This is a genomic window from Mesorhizobium sp. M0991 (genome assembly GCF_040318915.1).
GTDB lineage: Bacteria > Pseudomonadota > Alphaproteobacteria > Rhizobiales > Rhizobiaceae > Mesorhizobium.
Genome location: NZ_JAMYNE010000005.1, coordinates 220,647 through 235,444, shown reverse-complemented (window position 1 = coordinate 235,444; position 14,798 = coordinate 220,647). Strand labels below are relative to the sequence as shown.

The following is a 14,798-nucleotide window of genomic DNA, read 5'->3' as shown; positions in this document are numbered from 1 at the left end:
AGCTTTAAGCCGGTTGCAACTCCCTGCGCGGCAGCGGCGGGAAGGCGATCGCAATCGCCATCGCGCCAAGCCCGACAAGAGCCGAGCCGATGAACAGCCAGGAATAGCTGGCATAGGCATCGAACACCATGCCGCCGGCGAGCGGGCCGAAAGCCATGCCGAGGCTGGACAGCATGGTTACGGCACCGAACACCGTGCCGAGGATGCGCTGGCCGAAATATTCGCGCGCCAGCACCGCATAGAGCGGCATGACACCGCCATAGGTGGCGCCGAAGATGACGGCGAGTGTGTAGAATTGACCAAGCTCACTAACCGCCAGATAGGCGGCGATGACCACGGCCTGTATGGCCAGCCCGGTGATCAGCACCGGCTTGACGCCCAGCCGATCGGCAAGCACGCCGTAAAGCAGCCGGCCACCCAGCCCTGCCAGGCCCTCGATGCTGTAGATGCTGACCGCCGCCATCGGCGCTATGCCGCACAGCATTGCATAGCTCACCATGTGGAAGATCGGCCCGGAATGCGCTGCGCAGCAGGCAAAGAAGGTCAGTCCCAACACGATGAATTGCGGCGAGCGCAGCGCCTGCGGAACCGTCATGCCGGCACCCCCGGCGGCAACGCTTGGGGCAGCGCCGTCGGCAGCGGGCTTGGGCGGCTGGCGCACCAGAAGCGCGGCCGGCAGTAGCAGCACCCACGCCGTGATGCCGATGTCGAACATTGCGGTGCGCCAGTCGTAGGCCGAAATCAGCCAGCGGGCGAAGGGCGAGATGGTCATTGGCGCCACGCCCATGCCGGCCGAGACCAGCGAGACCGCAAGGCTGCGGTTCGTGTCGAACCAGGCGGAGGTCAGCGCGATCATCGGCGCGAAGAAGGCGCTTGCCGCGAGGCCGACGAGCACGCCGTAGGCCAACTGGAAAACGAGCAGCGAACCGGTGCGGCTGGCCAGGACCAGCGCCAGGCCGAGCAGCACGGCGCCGGTCAGGACGACGATGCGGGCGCCGAAGCGGTCGTAAATGGCGCCCCAGGCGAAGCCGCCGAGGCCCATCACCAGGAAGTTCAGCGTCATCGCGCTCGATATGCCGGCGCGCGACCATTGTGTGTCGAGCGCCATCGGTTCGAGGAAGATCGCCAGCGAGAACATCGCCCCGAGGGCGACACAGGTCATCAGCGCGCCAGCCGCGACGATAACCCAACGATAGGGAAGGCTCATTTCAATTTTCTCCCATGCCGGAAGCGTTGATACGGCACGACCTTTTCGAGCTTCGCCGAGCCGCTTGCGTCCGAAGGACGTTGGACAACTTTTGAATCCGACAATCCGGTTGCATTTTTTATCCAGTCAGGAAATTGCGCCGCTCAATTGTTCCATTCCATTGACCGTGCATCGTCCTGAGCTAGATTTCCAGCCTGGCGATCAGGAGCTATCGGGCATGGAACTTCATCGCGGCCGTCTCATCGACCACATCCAGTTGGTGGTCAGGGATCTTTCGGCCAGCCGGCGCTTTTACGAGGCGGTTCTCAACGTGCTCGGCGTACCGATCGGTGGCGCCGGCAATTATTATTTCTGGGCCGACGAGCTGTTCATCTCCAGCCCCGACAGCCCGGCAGCCCAGGGAAAGCTGACCGGCCGCCATCACCTTGCCTTCCAGGCAAAGGACCGTGCGATGGTCGATGCCTTCTACAAGGCCGGGCTTGAGGCCGGCGGCACCGACAATGGTGCGCCGGGCGAGCGGCAGCACTATCACCCTGGTTACTATGCCGCCTTCCTGCTCGACCCCGACGGCAACAACATCGAGGCCGTCCATCACGGCCCGGCCAACCGCAGCGCCGAGTCAGTGAAGATCACGTTCTGATGATCGGGTGATGGGGGCAAGAATCTTGCTTGCGACGGCGTCGGATCGGGTGCGGAGGTCATTCCGCCCCGCCCTATCGCGTCAGTGCCGCCATTTGGCCCGCCAGGAAGTCGACGAACAGCCGCGCCCGGACCGGCAACTGCCGCCCGTAGGCATGGACGATGTGCACCGGCATGGTCGGCATCGCCACCTCGGGCAGGATGCGGACCAGGCGGCCCCAGTCGAGATCGTCCTGCACCGCAAACCGCATCAGATGCGCGATGCCGGCGCCGGCAAGTGCCGCATTGCGGATGGCACCGCCGTCGTCGGTATCTAACCGCCCAACCGGCACGATCACCGTACCGTCGGCAAAGGCGATGGGATAGGGCCGGCCAGCCATCTGGTAACGGATGAAGTCATGGTTCGCCAGATCCTCGACCGATGCCGGACGGCCGCGCCGCTCGACATAGGCCGGCGAGGCCACCAGCACGATCGGCAGATTGGCGATCTTGCGCGCGACGAGCCCGGTGTCTGAGAGCGGCCCCATGCGCACAGCAACGTCATAGCCTTCGCGGATCAGGTCGGCGTGGCGGTCGGTGACGCTGAGCTCGAGTTTTACTTCGCCATGCTGCGCAAGGAACGCCTGCGCCCATGCGGCGATCAGGCCGCGCCCAAGTTCGACCGGCGCTGTTACGCGCAGCAGGCCGCGCGCCGTATCGGCCATCTGGACAATGTCCTCGGCATCATCCAGTGCCCTGAGCAGCGGCGCCACCCGCTCGTAATAGGCGAGGCCTTCGCTGGTCAGCCCGAGCCGACGCGTCGAGCGCTGGATCAGCCTGACGCCGAGCCGGCGCTCGAGCCGCGCCACGCTTTTCGACACCGCCGACGGGCTGGAGCCGACCAGCTGGCTGGCGGCATGGAACGAGCCGGCATCGACGGTTCGGACGAAGGCGACGAGACCGGCGGTCTTTTCGAGGATGGTGGTCATTCCGGAATTCCAGGCACGAAAGAACGGAGCGTAGGCATCCTAATACGCTTTTTGATCACCATTAGATACCGCTCATCGTCGACAAAGGAGAGATTGATGAGCAAGCTGAACGGCAAGGTCGCCATCGTCACCGGCGCATCCAAGGGTATCGGCGCCGCCATTGCCAAGAGATTTGCCACGGCCGGCGCCGCAGTGATCGTCAACTACGCCTCGTCGCGAGAAGGCGCCGAGCGGATCGTCGCCGAGATCGAGGACCGTGGCGGCCGCGCCCTCGCCGTCCGAGGCGACGTGTCGCAAGCGGCCGACGTGTGTCGTCTTTTCGAAGTGGCAAAATCGGAGTTTGGCGGGCTCGATATACTGGTCAACAATGCCGGCGTCTTCGCATTCGAGCCGCTGGAAGCGGTGACCGAGGCCGAGTTTCACCGTGAGTTCGACACCAATGTGTTGGGCATCATTCTGACCACGCAAGAAGCAGTGAAGCATTTTGGCCCGGGCGGCGGCAGCATCATCAACATAAGCTCGGTCGCCAGCCGCAATCCGCAGCCGAATTCGCTCGTCTACGCCGCCACCAAGGGTGCGGTGGACACGATCACGCTGTCGATGTCGCGGGAGCTCGGCGCCCGCAATATCCGCGTCAACGCCATCGCGCCCGGCGGCGTCGATACCGAAGGCCTCGCACGCATCGGCATTGTCGGCAGCGAATTCGAAAAACAGATCGTCGCCATGACCCCGCTCGGCCGCTTCGGCCTGCCCGACGACGTCGCCCGCGTCGCGGTGTTCCTCGCTTCCGACGAGGCGTCATGGCTGACCGGCGAGCGCATCACCGCCTCGGGCGGCTGGCGATAGGCATGGAGGCCGCGGACCTGCTGTTTCACGGACCATGCCCCACGCCGCGCGACGTCGAGGAACACCGCAATCGATGACGACAGCGATCTAAGCCCTATGTTTCGGCGAGGGAGGAGCGCCGTGCGCCATCGATGATGGCGCAATGCCAGGGAGGTAACGGATGACGGACGACGAAAAAGCAATCCGAAAGCTGGTCGGGACGTGGATGGATGCAAGCAAGCGTGGAGACATCGCGACCGTCCTCAGTTTAATGACGGACGACGCGATCTTCATGGTTCCCGGCAGGGAACCCTTTGACAAGGAGATCTTCGCGGCGGCCGCGCAGGAGACGGCCGGCGTTCATATCGACGGCACGAGCGATATCGTGGAACTACAGCTTCTCGGCAATTGGGCTTTCATCCGCAGCCGCATCGACATGACCGCGACCCCGCCGAATGGGGAGCCGGTCCATCGATCGGGATATGCGCTGACGCTCCTGCGCAAGGAGGCCGATGGTGCGTGGCGGCTCGCGCGCGACGCAAACTTGCTGACCGCGCAAGGCTAGAGCCGGTCTCCGGCATCTCTGCACCGGAAGGCGCGCCAGGGGGAGCGATAAGGTGGCGAAGATGCGTTCAAGGTCGCCCTGAACAGCATTCTCCTCCTCCATCTGATCACACCGGCAAGAGGGCATTCGGTTTGACATCGGCGATGGAGGCGAAAGTGTGTGTTTCGCGCACGCCGGGCAGAGGCAGAATAACCCGCTGCAGGAAATCCTGGAACACCGCCATTTCAGCGATCCGCGCCTTGACCAGATAATCGAAACCGCCAACCACCATATGGCACTCCAGAACCTCCGGGGCTTTCGCCACGGCTTCGGCGAAGCGGTCAAAGACATGCGGCGCCGTGTGGTCAAGCCGGACCTCGATGAACACCAGCGTTCCCCTGCCGACCTTGCGCGGATCGAGCATAGCCCTGACCGCTGTGATGAACCCGTCGCGGAACAGGCGCTTCACCCGCTGGCTGGTTCCGGTCGGCGACAGCCCGACACGCCCGGCAAGATCAAGCGTCGTCCGGCGCCCATCCTCCTGCAGCAGCCGGAGCAGGCTGCGGTCTATCTGGTCGAGGTCGTCCATTTCACAATCCACTCTATCTCAGGGATTTATGTGCTGATTTCACGCAGAGATGCCAAAATCAACGTATTTCATCATATAAAACCTCGCAATAGCCTGCGTTTCCGGCACCCACTCAAAGCAGATGTGGTGAGCCGATTTCGACGAACACAGGAGTGCAGGATGACCAAGGAAGCGTTCAACCCAGCCGGCAAGAGTGCGGCGGAAATCAGCAAGGGAGCGACCGAAATCCTGGTGCTGAGCGAAGCCGACGTGATGGCGTGCATCGACCTCAGCCAGCTTCTCGATGTCCTGGAAGACGGCTTCAAGGCGCTGTCACAAGGCAAGGTCGTCAATCCACCCCGACCACAGCTCGACATCCCCGGAGCCGGCTACAGTCTCACCATGCCGGCCTGGATGGAGGGCATGAACCTGACCGTCAAGATCGTCAATGTCTTCGAAGCCAACCTGGCCAAGAACCTGCCCAGCCATCTCGCCACCATCAGCCTGTTCGATCCGCTGTCCGGCCTGCCGGTCTGCATCATGGATGGCACCTTCATAACCGCGGTGCGAACCTCCGGCTCCGCCGTGCTGTCGGTGCGCGCGCTTGCCCGCCGGGATGCCAGGATAGCGACAGTGATCGGCGCCGGCGTGCAGGCCAACCAACACCTGCATCTGTTGCCGCTGGTGCGCGACTTTGCCGAAATCCGGGTCGCTTCGAAGAGCTTCGACGATGCGGCAGCACTTGCCCGGCTGCATCCGTCGGTGGTGGCGGTCGCCGACCTCGAGGCGGCGGTGCGCAGTTCCGACGTGGTGTGCCTGGCGACCCACTCCTACCAGCCGGTGATCGACGCAGGCTGGGTCCAGCCGGGCACGCATGTCTCGTCGGTCGGGGTGGCGCCGCCCGGCGGAGAAATGCCGATCGAGCTCATCGGCAAATCCAGTCTTTTTGTCGAAACCAAGGATGCGTTCAAACCGACCCCGGTCGGTTCTTGCGAGCTTGCCGGCTTCGACCCGGATTTCGGCACCGAGCTTGGCGCCATGCTGCTCGACCGCGCGCCGGGTCGCGTTTCCAATCAACAAATCACCACCTACAAGGCGATGGGCATTGCGATGGAAGATATGGTCGCCGCCGATCTCGCCTATCGTTGCGCCAAGCGCCTGCGCAAGGGAAAGCTCATCGTGCTGTAGGCGCGTGCCGCGAGCCAGGCGGGATCGACCTTCCTGACAATGGCCCCTTCGCGGAAGCGGCCGGGCTAAAGGCGGCCTCTCAGGCCGGCTCGCGTTTCAATGCCTGCGCCATGCAGTGGATGCCGCCGCCGGTCTTCGAGATCTCGCTCATGTCGATGGCCGCGACCTCGAAGCCGCGCGCCTTGAGCTGGCCGATCAGCGTCTGGCTCGAGGTTGGCGCGATCACCCTGTCCTTGCCGAGCGACATGAAGTTGCAGCCGAGCGCCATCGTGTCCTGGAACGGCACGTCGATGATCTCGTGGCCCTTGCCCTTCAGCCAGTCGACGATGCCCGGCTCCGTACAAGCAAGGCAGACGGCGGTCAACTTTTCCGCAATCGGCACCACCATCAGGTCGATATGGACGTAATATTCGTCGATGAAGGCGATGCGGGTCTCCCAGCCCTCCTTGTCGAACCAGGCCTGCACCTGGCGCGCGCCCTCCTCCTGCGTGCGGGCGCCGCCGCAGCCGATCAGCACCACGCCATCCTCGATGACATTGAAGTCGCCGCCTTCGAAGGTGCCGGCGGTGACCATGTCGTAGATCGGAATGCCGAGCTTCTCATGGGTGCGGATCGCCGCGTAGTTCTCGCCGCGCCGCCACCACTGGGCCATGGCGGTGATGATGGCGCCGTAGGGCGTCATGACGCTGGAATCGCGCGAATAGACCTGCATCGGCAGCTCCGGCGTCGGCTCGTGCCAGTGGATGTTGACGCCGAAATGCTCATAGGCGGCGGCCAGGTCCTTGTGCTGCGCCTGCGCGATCTGGACGTTGCAAGGCGCCTCGCGCAGATGTTTTCGCGACAGCGAGCTGGTCGAGAGATGGCGCAGGAAATTCGGCGAGCCGAGCAGCACGTCGGTCAGCACATCGGTCTCGTTGGCGAAGCCCCAGGCGGTCAGCGGCTTGGTGCCGCCGGCCGGGTTGCGGCGCTGCAGCGAAAACGGCTCGGCGACGATGCGGTCATGGACGGTCATGGGGTTCTCCTCGTGAAGGGGGCGGCTTGGTTAATCATGCGGCTTGGTTGCTTGGTATCCACCAATCCCGTCCGCGCGGGGTGGTGACATATTCCGGCCAGCGAAAGCCGATCGGCGGCTCGTAGTCGCAGAGCGGCGCGATCCAGTTCGAGCCGCCGATACCACCGCCGGTGCGGGCGACGAATTCGTCCATCGCCGCGTCGCGCGCGGCCTCGTCTTCCAACAGGCGAAGTGCCGCGAGCGCGATGGTCTTTGCGGCGCAGATGACCATCGGGTCGATGGTCGCGGAAATGCCGCCCAGCGCATTCATCGCCCAGGCCGGATAGGCGTGACCATTCTCCGAGCGCAGTGCCGGGCGGGCGACATAGACCCTTGCCGTCGGCGTATGCCACGACATGTCGGTGTAGTCGTCTGAAGTCGAATTGAGCTGAGATGGCGGCAGATCGAGGCGAAGCAGCGCCTCGGCCGCCTGCGGCGCAATCAGCTGCTCCAGCTCGGCGATGAACGGCTCGACGGTTGCCTCGCCGCCGGCATTGACCTGGATTTCTCGGGCGATCGCCTTGGCCGTCTCGTCCCAGCGCGGCGGCCCGACAGCCGCCAGCGCGTCGAAGGCAATGCCGGCCATGACATGATTGGCCAGCCCCGGCCGCGACTTCGACACCCAGTGCCGCTCATGGCGGCAGCCGCTCATCCTGGCGGCGGCCTCCGCATTGCGGTCGAGCATGGCGGTCACCTGCTCGGCCATCGCAACCGTCGGCACGCGGATCATATACTGGATCTCGGCCAGCCCGGCCGGCAGATTGTCGGCGGTCGCCTGCCCGGCGGTCAGGATCGCCTCGCTGATCGACCAGCCGCCCTGATGCGGCAGCATGGAATCGCGCAGCGCCTTGGACGCCATGTACATCATCATGAGCGCGTCATTGGCGCCGGGCGCCCTGACCGCCGAATGCGCCTGCGGGATGGGCGCTGCGTTGCCTGCCGCCCTCGCCCAGTGTTCCGGCTCGTCGCAGATGAAGCGGTAGATCATCGCATAGGCCGCCCCGCAATGCGTGTCCCAGCGCGCCGTGTTGCACAGCGGCAGCATGTAGAAGGGATGGAAGGAGATCATGCCCGCCTGCCCATCGTAATAGCCCTTCGCGGCATGGATCGGCTTCGATCCCCTCACCTTCTCCGCCGGCTCGCCGGTGAAGCGCAGCGTGCCTGATATGCCGTGGCGCTGCATTGCCGCCTTGGTCGCCAGCAGCCCGCCGAGGCTGGCAATGCCGAGGCCGGAATGCGGATCGGTGTGGCCGCCGGCCTGTTCGCCGAGGCCCGGACGCGGTCGCTTCACCGTCGCCGCATCCTGGCAATTGCCTGGCACCGCGTCGTACTCGGCATACATGCCGATCGTCGGGCCGGTCCCATTGGTCCAGTGGGCGCAGAAGGCGGTCGGCATGCCGCCCGAGCCTTCCTCGACCGAAAAGCCTTCGTGCTTCAACTGCTCCACATACCAGGCCGCCGACTGGTATTCGCGCCAGGCGGTCTCGCCGAAGTCGAAGATGGTCCGCGTCCACGCCGACAGCGACGGCTGGATGTCGTCCAGACAGGCAAGCGCGGTCGCTTGCGCCGAGGTCACCGGTTTCTCCATGGCGGAAAGAAAGCAGTGAAGCGCCCCGCCAAAAAGTGATATGTTTTCCCGGCTCATGCAAATTCGGTTCACCTCTTGCGAATTCCCTCCACTCAAGCGCTGCGCGCCCTCGACAGTTTTGCCCGCCATGGCAGCGTCTGGCGCGCCGCCGACGAACTGCATCTGACCCGCAGCGCAGTCAGCCATCAGCTTCGCCTGCTCGAACGCGATCTCGGCTTCGACCTGCTCGAGCGCATCGGCAAGGGCGTAGCGCTCACCCCGCGCGGCCAGCGCTATGCCAGCGATGTGCGCAAGGCGCTGACGGTGTTGGGTGACGCGGTGACGCGCCATGCCGGCACCGGCGTCGGCGGCTCGTTCAGTGTCAGTTGCACCCCTGGCTTCGCCTCGCTTTTCCTGTGCACTCACATAGGCGAATTCCGGCAGATGTATCCCGACGTCGCGCTGCGCATCCTGACGCCGCGCCGCCTCGATGACGTCAGCAATGCCGAGGCCGACGCTTTCATCGCCTTTGGCGTCGGCAACTGGCCGAACCGCGCGGTCGAGCTGTTGTGCGAAATCTCGTTCACGCCGCTGTGCAGCCCCACCCTGCTCAACAAGATCGGCGGCTTCTCCAAGCCGGCAGACGTGTTGCGCGCAAATCTCCTGCATCTCGGTGACACCGAGGACTGGGCGCGCTGGCTGGCGCTGTCCAAGGTCGAGAACCCCGACCCGGAAGGCGGCATCTTCTTTTCCGATATGAACCTGGTCTTTTCGGCGGCGATCGCCGGCCAGGGCATCGCCATGGGCGACGAGCTGACCAGCGGCCGGGCACTGAGCGAAGGCCGGCTGGTCCGCCCCTTCGACATAGCGATCAACTCCCCGCGCTCGTATTTTCTGGTTTCCGAGCACGCCAAGGCGGCGCATCCGGTGCTGGAGGCGTTTGGGAGATGGCTGAGGTCGAAGCTGTCCGAGAACCAGCGTTAATCTCCCCCCTCAGGGGGGAGATGGCCGCGAAGCGGCCAGAGGGGGTGGGTCCAACTGGGCTCGGCCTGCTGCTGCAGAGGAGGTTGGCACTTCAAGCGAAGCGACCCCCTCTGTCGCCTTCGGCGACATCTCCCCCTTGAGGGGGGAGATTGGCGCATAGATGAATCAAATTTGCCGATCAGGCGAAAACTATTCGGTTGCGGTGAGCCGCCGCCCTGCCTACGATTTCGCCTACGCTAAGGAAAGGGCAGGATGCAGCAACCCGGCCGGGCCGCAGAGATCAAGGCAATCGGGATCGGCAAGAGCTTCGGCTCGTTCCGTGCGCTGGACGATCTGACGCTCGATATCGGCCGTGGCGAGTTCCTCACCCTGCTCGGCCCCTCCGGTTCCGGCAAGACCACTTTCCTGATGATCCTTGCCGGCTTCATTCAGCCGACCGACGGTCGCCTTTACAGCGACGGCGTCGACATCACCGAGCGGCCGGCCGAGCAGCGCGCCGCCGGCATGGTGTTCCAGGGCTACGCGCTGTTCCCGCATATGTCGGTCGAGGCCAACATTGCCTTCCCACTCAAGGTGCGCAAGAAATCGGCGGCCGAGATCAAGCGCCGCGTCGGCGAAATGATCGAGCGCGTCGGGCTCAAGGGCCACGAGAAGAAACTGCCGTCGCAATTGTCCGGTGGCCAGCAGCAGCGGGTCGCGCTGGCGCGGGCGCTGGTGTTCGAGCCTGGTGTGCTTTTGCTCGACGAGCCGTTTTCGGCGCTCGACAAGGGCCTGCGCGGGCAGATGCAGGCCGAGATGAAGCGGCTGCACCAGGAGACCGGCACCACCTTCGTCTTCGTCACCCATGACCAGAGCGAGGCGCTGGCGTTGTCGTCGCGCGTCGCCATCTTCAACCATGGCAAATTGCTGCAGGTCGGCGCACCGGACGAGGTCTACGACCGGCCGGACAACCGCTTCGTCGCCGAGTTCCTGGGCGAGATCAACATGCTGCCGCTGAAGGGCGTGCGCCCGGCCGACAATGGCTCGACGGGCGTCTGCGAAGACCGCGCCATCAGCATGCGCTGCAAGGCCGAGAAGGTCCGTGGCGACGCCATCCTGGCGATCCGGCCCGAATACATGTCGATCGCGCCGGAAGCGGCAGCGGGCGAGAACGGCATTGCCGCGACCGCCGTCGCCTCGACTTATCTCGGTGCTGCAACGCGGCTCGATCTGACGACGCGCCAGGGCGCCAAGGTGACGGTGTCGGTGCCGAACGAGGTCGCCGCCTCCGCACTCAGCAAGGGCAATTCCGTCTGGCTGACATGGCCGGCGGAAAAGGGTTTCCTCCTTCCGGACGGAGGACAATGACGATCAGCGTGGCGAATTCGCCACGCTGACTTTCGGGAAATATCAACGACAAAAAAGGGGAACTGACATGACAAACCAAACCAAGAAAAATTCCATCGAGGCGCTATCCGCCAGGGCAGTGCGCGGCGAGATCTCGCGCCGGCAGTTCACGCAGCTGGCAGGGCTGGTGCTGGCCGGCACGCCGATGCTGCTGCGCTCGACCGGCGCCTTTGCCGCGGCGAAGGAACTGGTGCTGGTCAACTGGGGCGGCGACGCCATCACCGCCTATGATGCCGCTTACGGCCAGGCCTTCACCAAAGAGACCGGCATTGTCGTCAAGATGGATGGCTCCGGCCCGACCGAAGGCGCGATCGCGGCGCAGTTCAAGAGCGGCGCCCCGACCTGGGACCTGGTCGACGTCGACCCGTTCTCGGCGATCACGCTCGGCGCCCAAGGCATGCTCGAGCCGATCGACTATGCGATCGTCGACAAGAAGAAGATGCGAGAGGGCTTCGGCTGGGAATACGCCGCCTCGACCTATTTCTTCTCCTACGTCATCGCCTACGATGCCGAGAAATACGGCAGCCAGGCACCGACCGGCATGGCCGATTTCTTCGACGTGGCAAAATTCCCCGGCAAGCGCTCGCTCTACAAATGGGGCGTGTCGAGCTGGGAAGCGGCACTGCTTGCCGACGGCATCGCGCCGGCCTCGCTCTACCCGCTCGACCTCAAGCGCGCGCATGACAAGATCGCCGCCTTCAAGGAGAACGTCGTCGCCTATTGGGGTGGCGGCGCCGAAAGCCAGAGTGTGCTGCTCAATGGCGAGGCCTCGATGGCCATCGTCTGGTCGACCCGGGCTTCGCTGATCGAGCAGGATTCCGGCGGCAAGATCAAGTTCATCTGGGACCAGGGCCTGATCTCGCCCGGCGCGCTCGCCGTGCTCAAGGGCAATCCCGGCGGCAAGGACGCGGCGATGAAGTTCATCGCCAGCACCCAGGACCCGGAGAAGGAACTCATCATGTTCGAAAAGCTCGGCCAGGGTCCGGCCAACCCGGCCGCCGACGCGCTGATCCCCGCCGACAAGAAGCGCATCAACCCCGTCGATCCCGAGAACATGAAAAAGCAGATCCCGCTCGACATGGATTGGTACGCCAAGAACTACGGGGCGGCACTCGACGAATACACGAAGATCATCTCCGCCTGACGAGCCGGGATAACCGGATGAGAGCATACCTCTCCGACAGGATGGGCGCGGCGCTGTTGATGGCGCCGCTGCTCATCTTTCTTGTGCTGGCCTACGCCTGGCCATTCCTTGGCGTGGTTAAATGGAGCTTCACCCTGCCCACGCCGGGGCTGGGGCAGTACAATGCGCTGCTCACGGATCAGTTGGTGCAGTCGGTCTTCATCCGCACGCTGCGCATCGCGGCGATCGTGACGATCGTTTCGGTTGCCGCCGCCTACGCCATCACCGTTGTCTGGGTGCGCGGCACGCCGGTGCAGCGCGTCGTGGCCGAGTTCTGCATCCTGGTGCCGTTCTGGATCTCGGTGCTGACGCGCGCCTTCGGCTGGGTGGCGCTTTTGTCCAATCGCGGCCTGATCAACACCTGGCTGCAGGCGGTCGGCTTCATCTCGGAGCCGCTGGCGCTGGTGCGCAACGAGTTCGGCGTCATCGTCGGCATGACGCATTTCCTCATCCCCTTCGCCGTGTTTCCGCTGGCCTCATCGATGCGCAGCCTCGACGACCGTGTGCTGCTTGCTGCGCGCGGCCTCGGCTCCAGCCGCATGCGCACCTTCTGGTCGGTGTTCGTGCCGATGACCCGCTCCGGCATCATCGGCTCGGCGCTGATCGTTTTCGTCTTTTCCCTCGGCTTCTTCGTCACGCCGGCGATCCTCGGCGGCGGCCGCAGCGTGATGATCGCCGAGCTGATCTATCTCCGCATCTTCCAAAGCCCGGACTGGGGCCTGGGCGCCGCGATCAGCGTGGTGCTGGTGCTGTTCGTCGGCGCGCTGATGGCGCTGCTGTTCCGCTATATCAGACCAAAGCAATTGGTGTAGCGCGATGCCGACCTATCGCCCCGGTCCCGTCTCGCTGGTCCTCGCCGCTCTGGTCGCGCTGTTTCTGCTGTTGCCGTTGCTCGCCGTCATCCCGGTATCGCTGACGCCGAGCCGGATGCTGGCGATGCCGTCCGGCGAATTGTCGCTGCGCCATTACCGGGCGCTGATCGAGGATCCGCGCTGGATCAATTCGATCTTGCTCTCGATCAGGATCGGCGTCGTCAGCAGCGCCTTTTCCACGGTGCTGGCGCTCTGCTTCAGCCTCGGTGTCTGGATGTTCCAGCCGCGCTTCACCGCCGCTCTCGTCGGCTTCGTGCTGCTGCCGATGGTGGTGCCGCCGGTGGTCTCGGCGATCACGCTCTATTTCCTGCTGACCTCGATCTCGGGTTTCTCGTCGTTCTTCGGCTACGACACCTGGCTCGGTGTCGCCATGGCGCATGCGGTGATGACGGTGCCCTTTGCCACGGTGCTGATACTGGTATCGCTCAGCCAGCTCGACCGCCGCATCGATCTTGCCGCCCGCGGCCTCGGCGCGACCGTGTGGGAGCGCGCCACCCGTATCATCATGCCCAACATCAAGTTCGGCATCGTCACCGCGGCACTGCTCTCCTTCGTGCTGTCCTGGGAAGAGATCGGCGTCACCCTGTTCATCACCTCGGTTAACGCCATCACGCTGCCGCGCTTGATGTGGATGGGCCTGCGCGACAACATCGACCCGGCGATCGCCGCACTCTCGGTGATCCTGATCGTCATCACCGTGCTGGTGCTTGTGGCGCGCAGCGTCGTGGTCAGGCTGCGCGCGGCGCAGTGAGGGCGGCCTCACGCCGCGGTGACTGGCGCGAATGAAACCTTGCGCTACGATTTTCGTTATAGGTAGTTCAACACGTCGAAGGCTTCGCCATGAATCAAGGATGGTTTTCCAAGCCGGTTGCGGTTGCGGTCGGCATCGTGGGAGATATCCGCAACATTTCCAACGCACGGCAGGCTGTCGAATTGCTGGAAGCCCACTGGCGCGACGCCGGCAGCGCCAAACACGGCTTGGCACTGCGCACATGCCGCCGCGCCATGAGCGACGACCGCTGGACCGAAGCCGCCAGGGATGCGTTCGTCGAGGCCGCGCGGGAGGCGCATGTCCTGGTCGAGCGAGCCGTCGAACCCGAGGGCCGATCCCGGCAGCAGGGGCCGTGACCGATTTGTGAGCCTCGGTGGTTCGGCGGATTTTATTGCATCTCAGGCAGCATGGAGCCTTGGAATGGCGCTGACGTCGACCTCGCGCTCCGCGTGCCACGCATCGTAAGCGGCCTGCATCCTGAGCCAGATCGCGGCGCCGTCGCCGAACATCTTTCCAAGACGCGCCGCGACGGCCGGCGACACCGGCTTCTTTTCGCGGATAATATCGTAGAGCTGCTGGCGCGAGATTCCGAGCAGATTGGCGATTTCCACCTTGGTCTTTCCGGTTGCCGGGATAATGTCGTCGAGCAGCGCCCCAGGGTGGGATGGGCAGCGCTCCATCGGACGCATCGGCTCATACACGCTCATAATCGATTTCTCCAATCTAAGCCGTCTCAATGGTACTGTTCGAAATCGACGCGGGCGGCATCATTGGCGTCGAATTCGAATGTGATGCACCACGGCCCGTTGACATGCACCGTGTAGCGGGTCGGGTCGAAGCCCTTCAAAGCGTGGAAGTCGAAGCCGGGCAGGTCCATGTCATCAGGCCTTTCCGAGACTTCCAAACGGTCAAGCCGGACAAGGATGCGCTTATGCATCTTAGCGTCGATCTTCCCGGTCTTTCCGGTTTGAAAGAGGTCCGCCAGCGCCTTGTGCTTGAACGACTTGATCATACGACATGTAAGCATATTGCTTACGCGGGTCA

Annotated in this window: 17 protein-coding genes; 10 read left to right on the top strand and 7 right to left on the bottom strand. The window is 64.2% G+C overall.

Going from position 1 to position 14,798, the window contains the following annotated elements:
- Positions 1–4: 4 nt before the first annotated feature.
- Positions 5–1,207: an MFS transporter gene (locus tag NKH70_RS10445; RefSeq protein WP_352913951.1), complete on the bottom strand. Its 1,203-nt coding sequence runs from the start codon at positions 1,205–1,207 to the stop codon at positions 5–7.
- A 217-nt stretch (positions 1,208–1,424) separates the two neighbouring features.
- Between NKH70_RS10445 and NKH70_RS10440 the strand changes: the two genes are divergently transcribed.
- On the top strand, positions 1,425–1,847 hold the full coding sequence (locus NKH70_RS10440; RefSeq protein WP_352977338.1) for a VOC family protein: 423 nt from the start codon (positions 1,425–1,427) through the stop codon (positions 1,845–1,847).
- Between the two features lie 73 nt (positions 1,848–1,920).
- On the opposite strand, the gene NKH70_RS10435 is transcribed toward NKH70_RS10440, so the two are convergent.
- Entirely contained in the window at positions 1,921–2,814 is an 894-nt protein-coding gene (locus tag NKH70_RS10435; RefSeq protein WP_353025208.1) for a LysR family transcriptional regulator, read from the bottom strand.
- A gap of 96 nt (positions 2,815–2,910) precedes the next feature.
- On the opposite strand from NKH70_RS10435, the gene NKH70_RS10430 reads away from it, so the two are divergent.
- Entirely contained in the window at positions 2,911–3,660 is a 750-nt protein-coding gene (locus tag NKH70_RS10430; protein WP_352913943.1) for an SDR family NAD(P)-dependent oxidoreductase, read from the top strand.
- A gap of 160 nt (positions 3,661–3,820) precedes the next feature.
- On the top strand, positions 3,821–4,204 hold the full coding sequence (locus tag NKH70_RS10425) for a YybH family protein (RefSeq protein WP_352636015.1): 384 nt from the start codon (positions 3,821–3,823) through the stop codon (positions 4,202–4,204).
- A gap of 106 nt (positions 4,205–4,310) precedes the next feature.
- On the opposite strand, the gene NKH70_RS10420 is transcribed toward NKH70_RS10425, so the two are convergent.
- Positions 4,311–4,772, bottom strand: a complete 462-nt coding sequence (locus NKH70_RS10420) for an Lrp/AsnC family transcriptional regulator (protein ID WP_023720584.1) — start codon at positions 4,770–4,772, stop codon at positions 4,311–4,313.
- Between the two features lie 159 nt (positions 4,773–4,931).
- On the opposite strand from NKH70_RS10420, the gene NKH70_RS10415 reads away from it, so the two are divergent.
- Entirely contained in the window at positions 4,932–5,939 is a 1,008-nt protein-coding gene (locus NKH70_RS10415) for an ornithine cyclodeaminase family protein (protein ID WP_352913940.1), read from the top strand.
- 79 nt (positions 5,940–6,018) lie between these two features.
- Here the strand turns inward: NKH70_RS10415 and NKH70_RS10410 are convergent, their stop codons facing one another.
- On the bottom strand, positions 6,019–6,951 hold the full coding sequence (locus NKH70_RS10410) for a dimethylarginine dimethylaminohydrolase family protein (RefSeq protein ID WP_353025206.1): 933 nt from the start codon (positions 6,949–6,951) through the stop codon (positions 6,019–6,021).
- 34 nt (positions 6,952–6,985) lie between these two features.
- A complete protein-coding gene (locus tag NKH70_RS10405; RefSeq protein WP_352913984.1) occupies positions 6,986–8,578 on the bottom strand; it encodes a zinc-binding metallopeptidase family protein in 1,593 nt (530 codons plus the stop codon).
- A 75-nt stretch (positions 8,579–8,653) separates the two neighbouring features.
- Here NKH70_RS10405 and NKH70_RS10400 point away from each other — a divergent pair, with 75 nt between their 5' ends.
- The 6 genes from NKH70_RS10400 to NKH70_RS10375 all read left to right on the top strand — a co-directional run bounded on the left by NKH70_RS10400 (position 8,654) and on the right by NKH70_RS10375 (position 14,110).
- The gene (locus tag NKH70_RS10400; protein ID WP_254819437.1) at positions 8,654–9,541 is read left to right on the top strand and encodes a LysR substrate-binding domain-containing protein; all 888 of its coding nucleotides are present in this window, start codon (positions 8,654–8,656) and stop codon (positions 9,539–9,541) included.
- A gap of 252 nt (positions 9,542–9,793) precedes the next feature.
- Positions 9,794–10,888, top strand: a complete 1,095-nt coding sequence (locus NKH70_RS10395) for an ABC transporter ATP-binding protein (RefSeq protein ID WP_352489941.1) — start codon at positions 9,794–9,796, stop codon at positions 10,886–10,888.
- A 67-nt stretch (positions 10,889–10,955) separates the two neighbouring features.
- Positions 10,956–12,071, top strand: a complete 1,116-nt coding sequence (locus NKH70_RS10390; RefSeq protein WP_352913934.1) for an ABC transporter substrate-binding protein — start codon at positions 10,956–10,958, stop codon at positions 12,069–12,071.
- A 17-nt stretch (positions 12,072–12,088) separates the two neighbouring features.
- Entirely contained in the window at positions 12,089–12,922 is an 834-nt protein-coding gene (locus NKH70_RS10385; protein ID WP_352913933.1) for an ABC transporter permease, read from the top strand.
- Positions 12,923–12,926: 4 nt separating this feature from the next.
- Positions 12,927–13,733 (top strand): ABC transporter permease, encoded by an 807-nt coding sequence (locus NKH70_RS10380; protein ID WP_352913931.1) that lies wholly within the window; start codon positions 12,927–12,929, stop codon positions 13,731–13,733.
- An 89-nt stretch (positions 13,734–13,822) separates the two neighbouring features.
- Positions 13,823–14,110, top strand: a complete 288-nt coding sequence (locus NKH70_RS10375) for a DUF982 domain-containing protein (RefSeq protein WP_352718200.1) — start codon at positions 13,823–13,825, stop codon at positions 14,108–14,110.
- Between the two features lie 42 nt (positions 14,111–14,152).
- Here NKH70_RS10375 and NKH70_RS10370 read toward each other — a convergent pair whose 3' ends face one another.
- Together NKH70_RS10370 and NKH70_RS10365 are read right to left on the bottom strand one after the other, a co-directional pair.
- Positions 14,153–14,461 (bottom strand): HigA family addiction module antitoxin, encoded by a 309-nt coding sequence (locus NKH70_RS10370; protein WP_352455430.1) that lies wholly within the window; start codon positions 14,459–14,461, stop codon positions 14,153–14,155.
- A gap of 26 nt (positions 14,462–14,487) precedes the next feature.
- A complete protein-coding gene (locus NKH70_RS10365; RefSeq protein WP_352913927.1) occupies positions 14,488–14,766 on the bottom strand; it encodes a type II toxin-antitoxin system RelE/ParE family toxin in 279 nt (92 codons plus the stop codon).
- Positions 14,767–14,798: the final 32 nt, after the last annotated feature.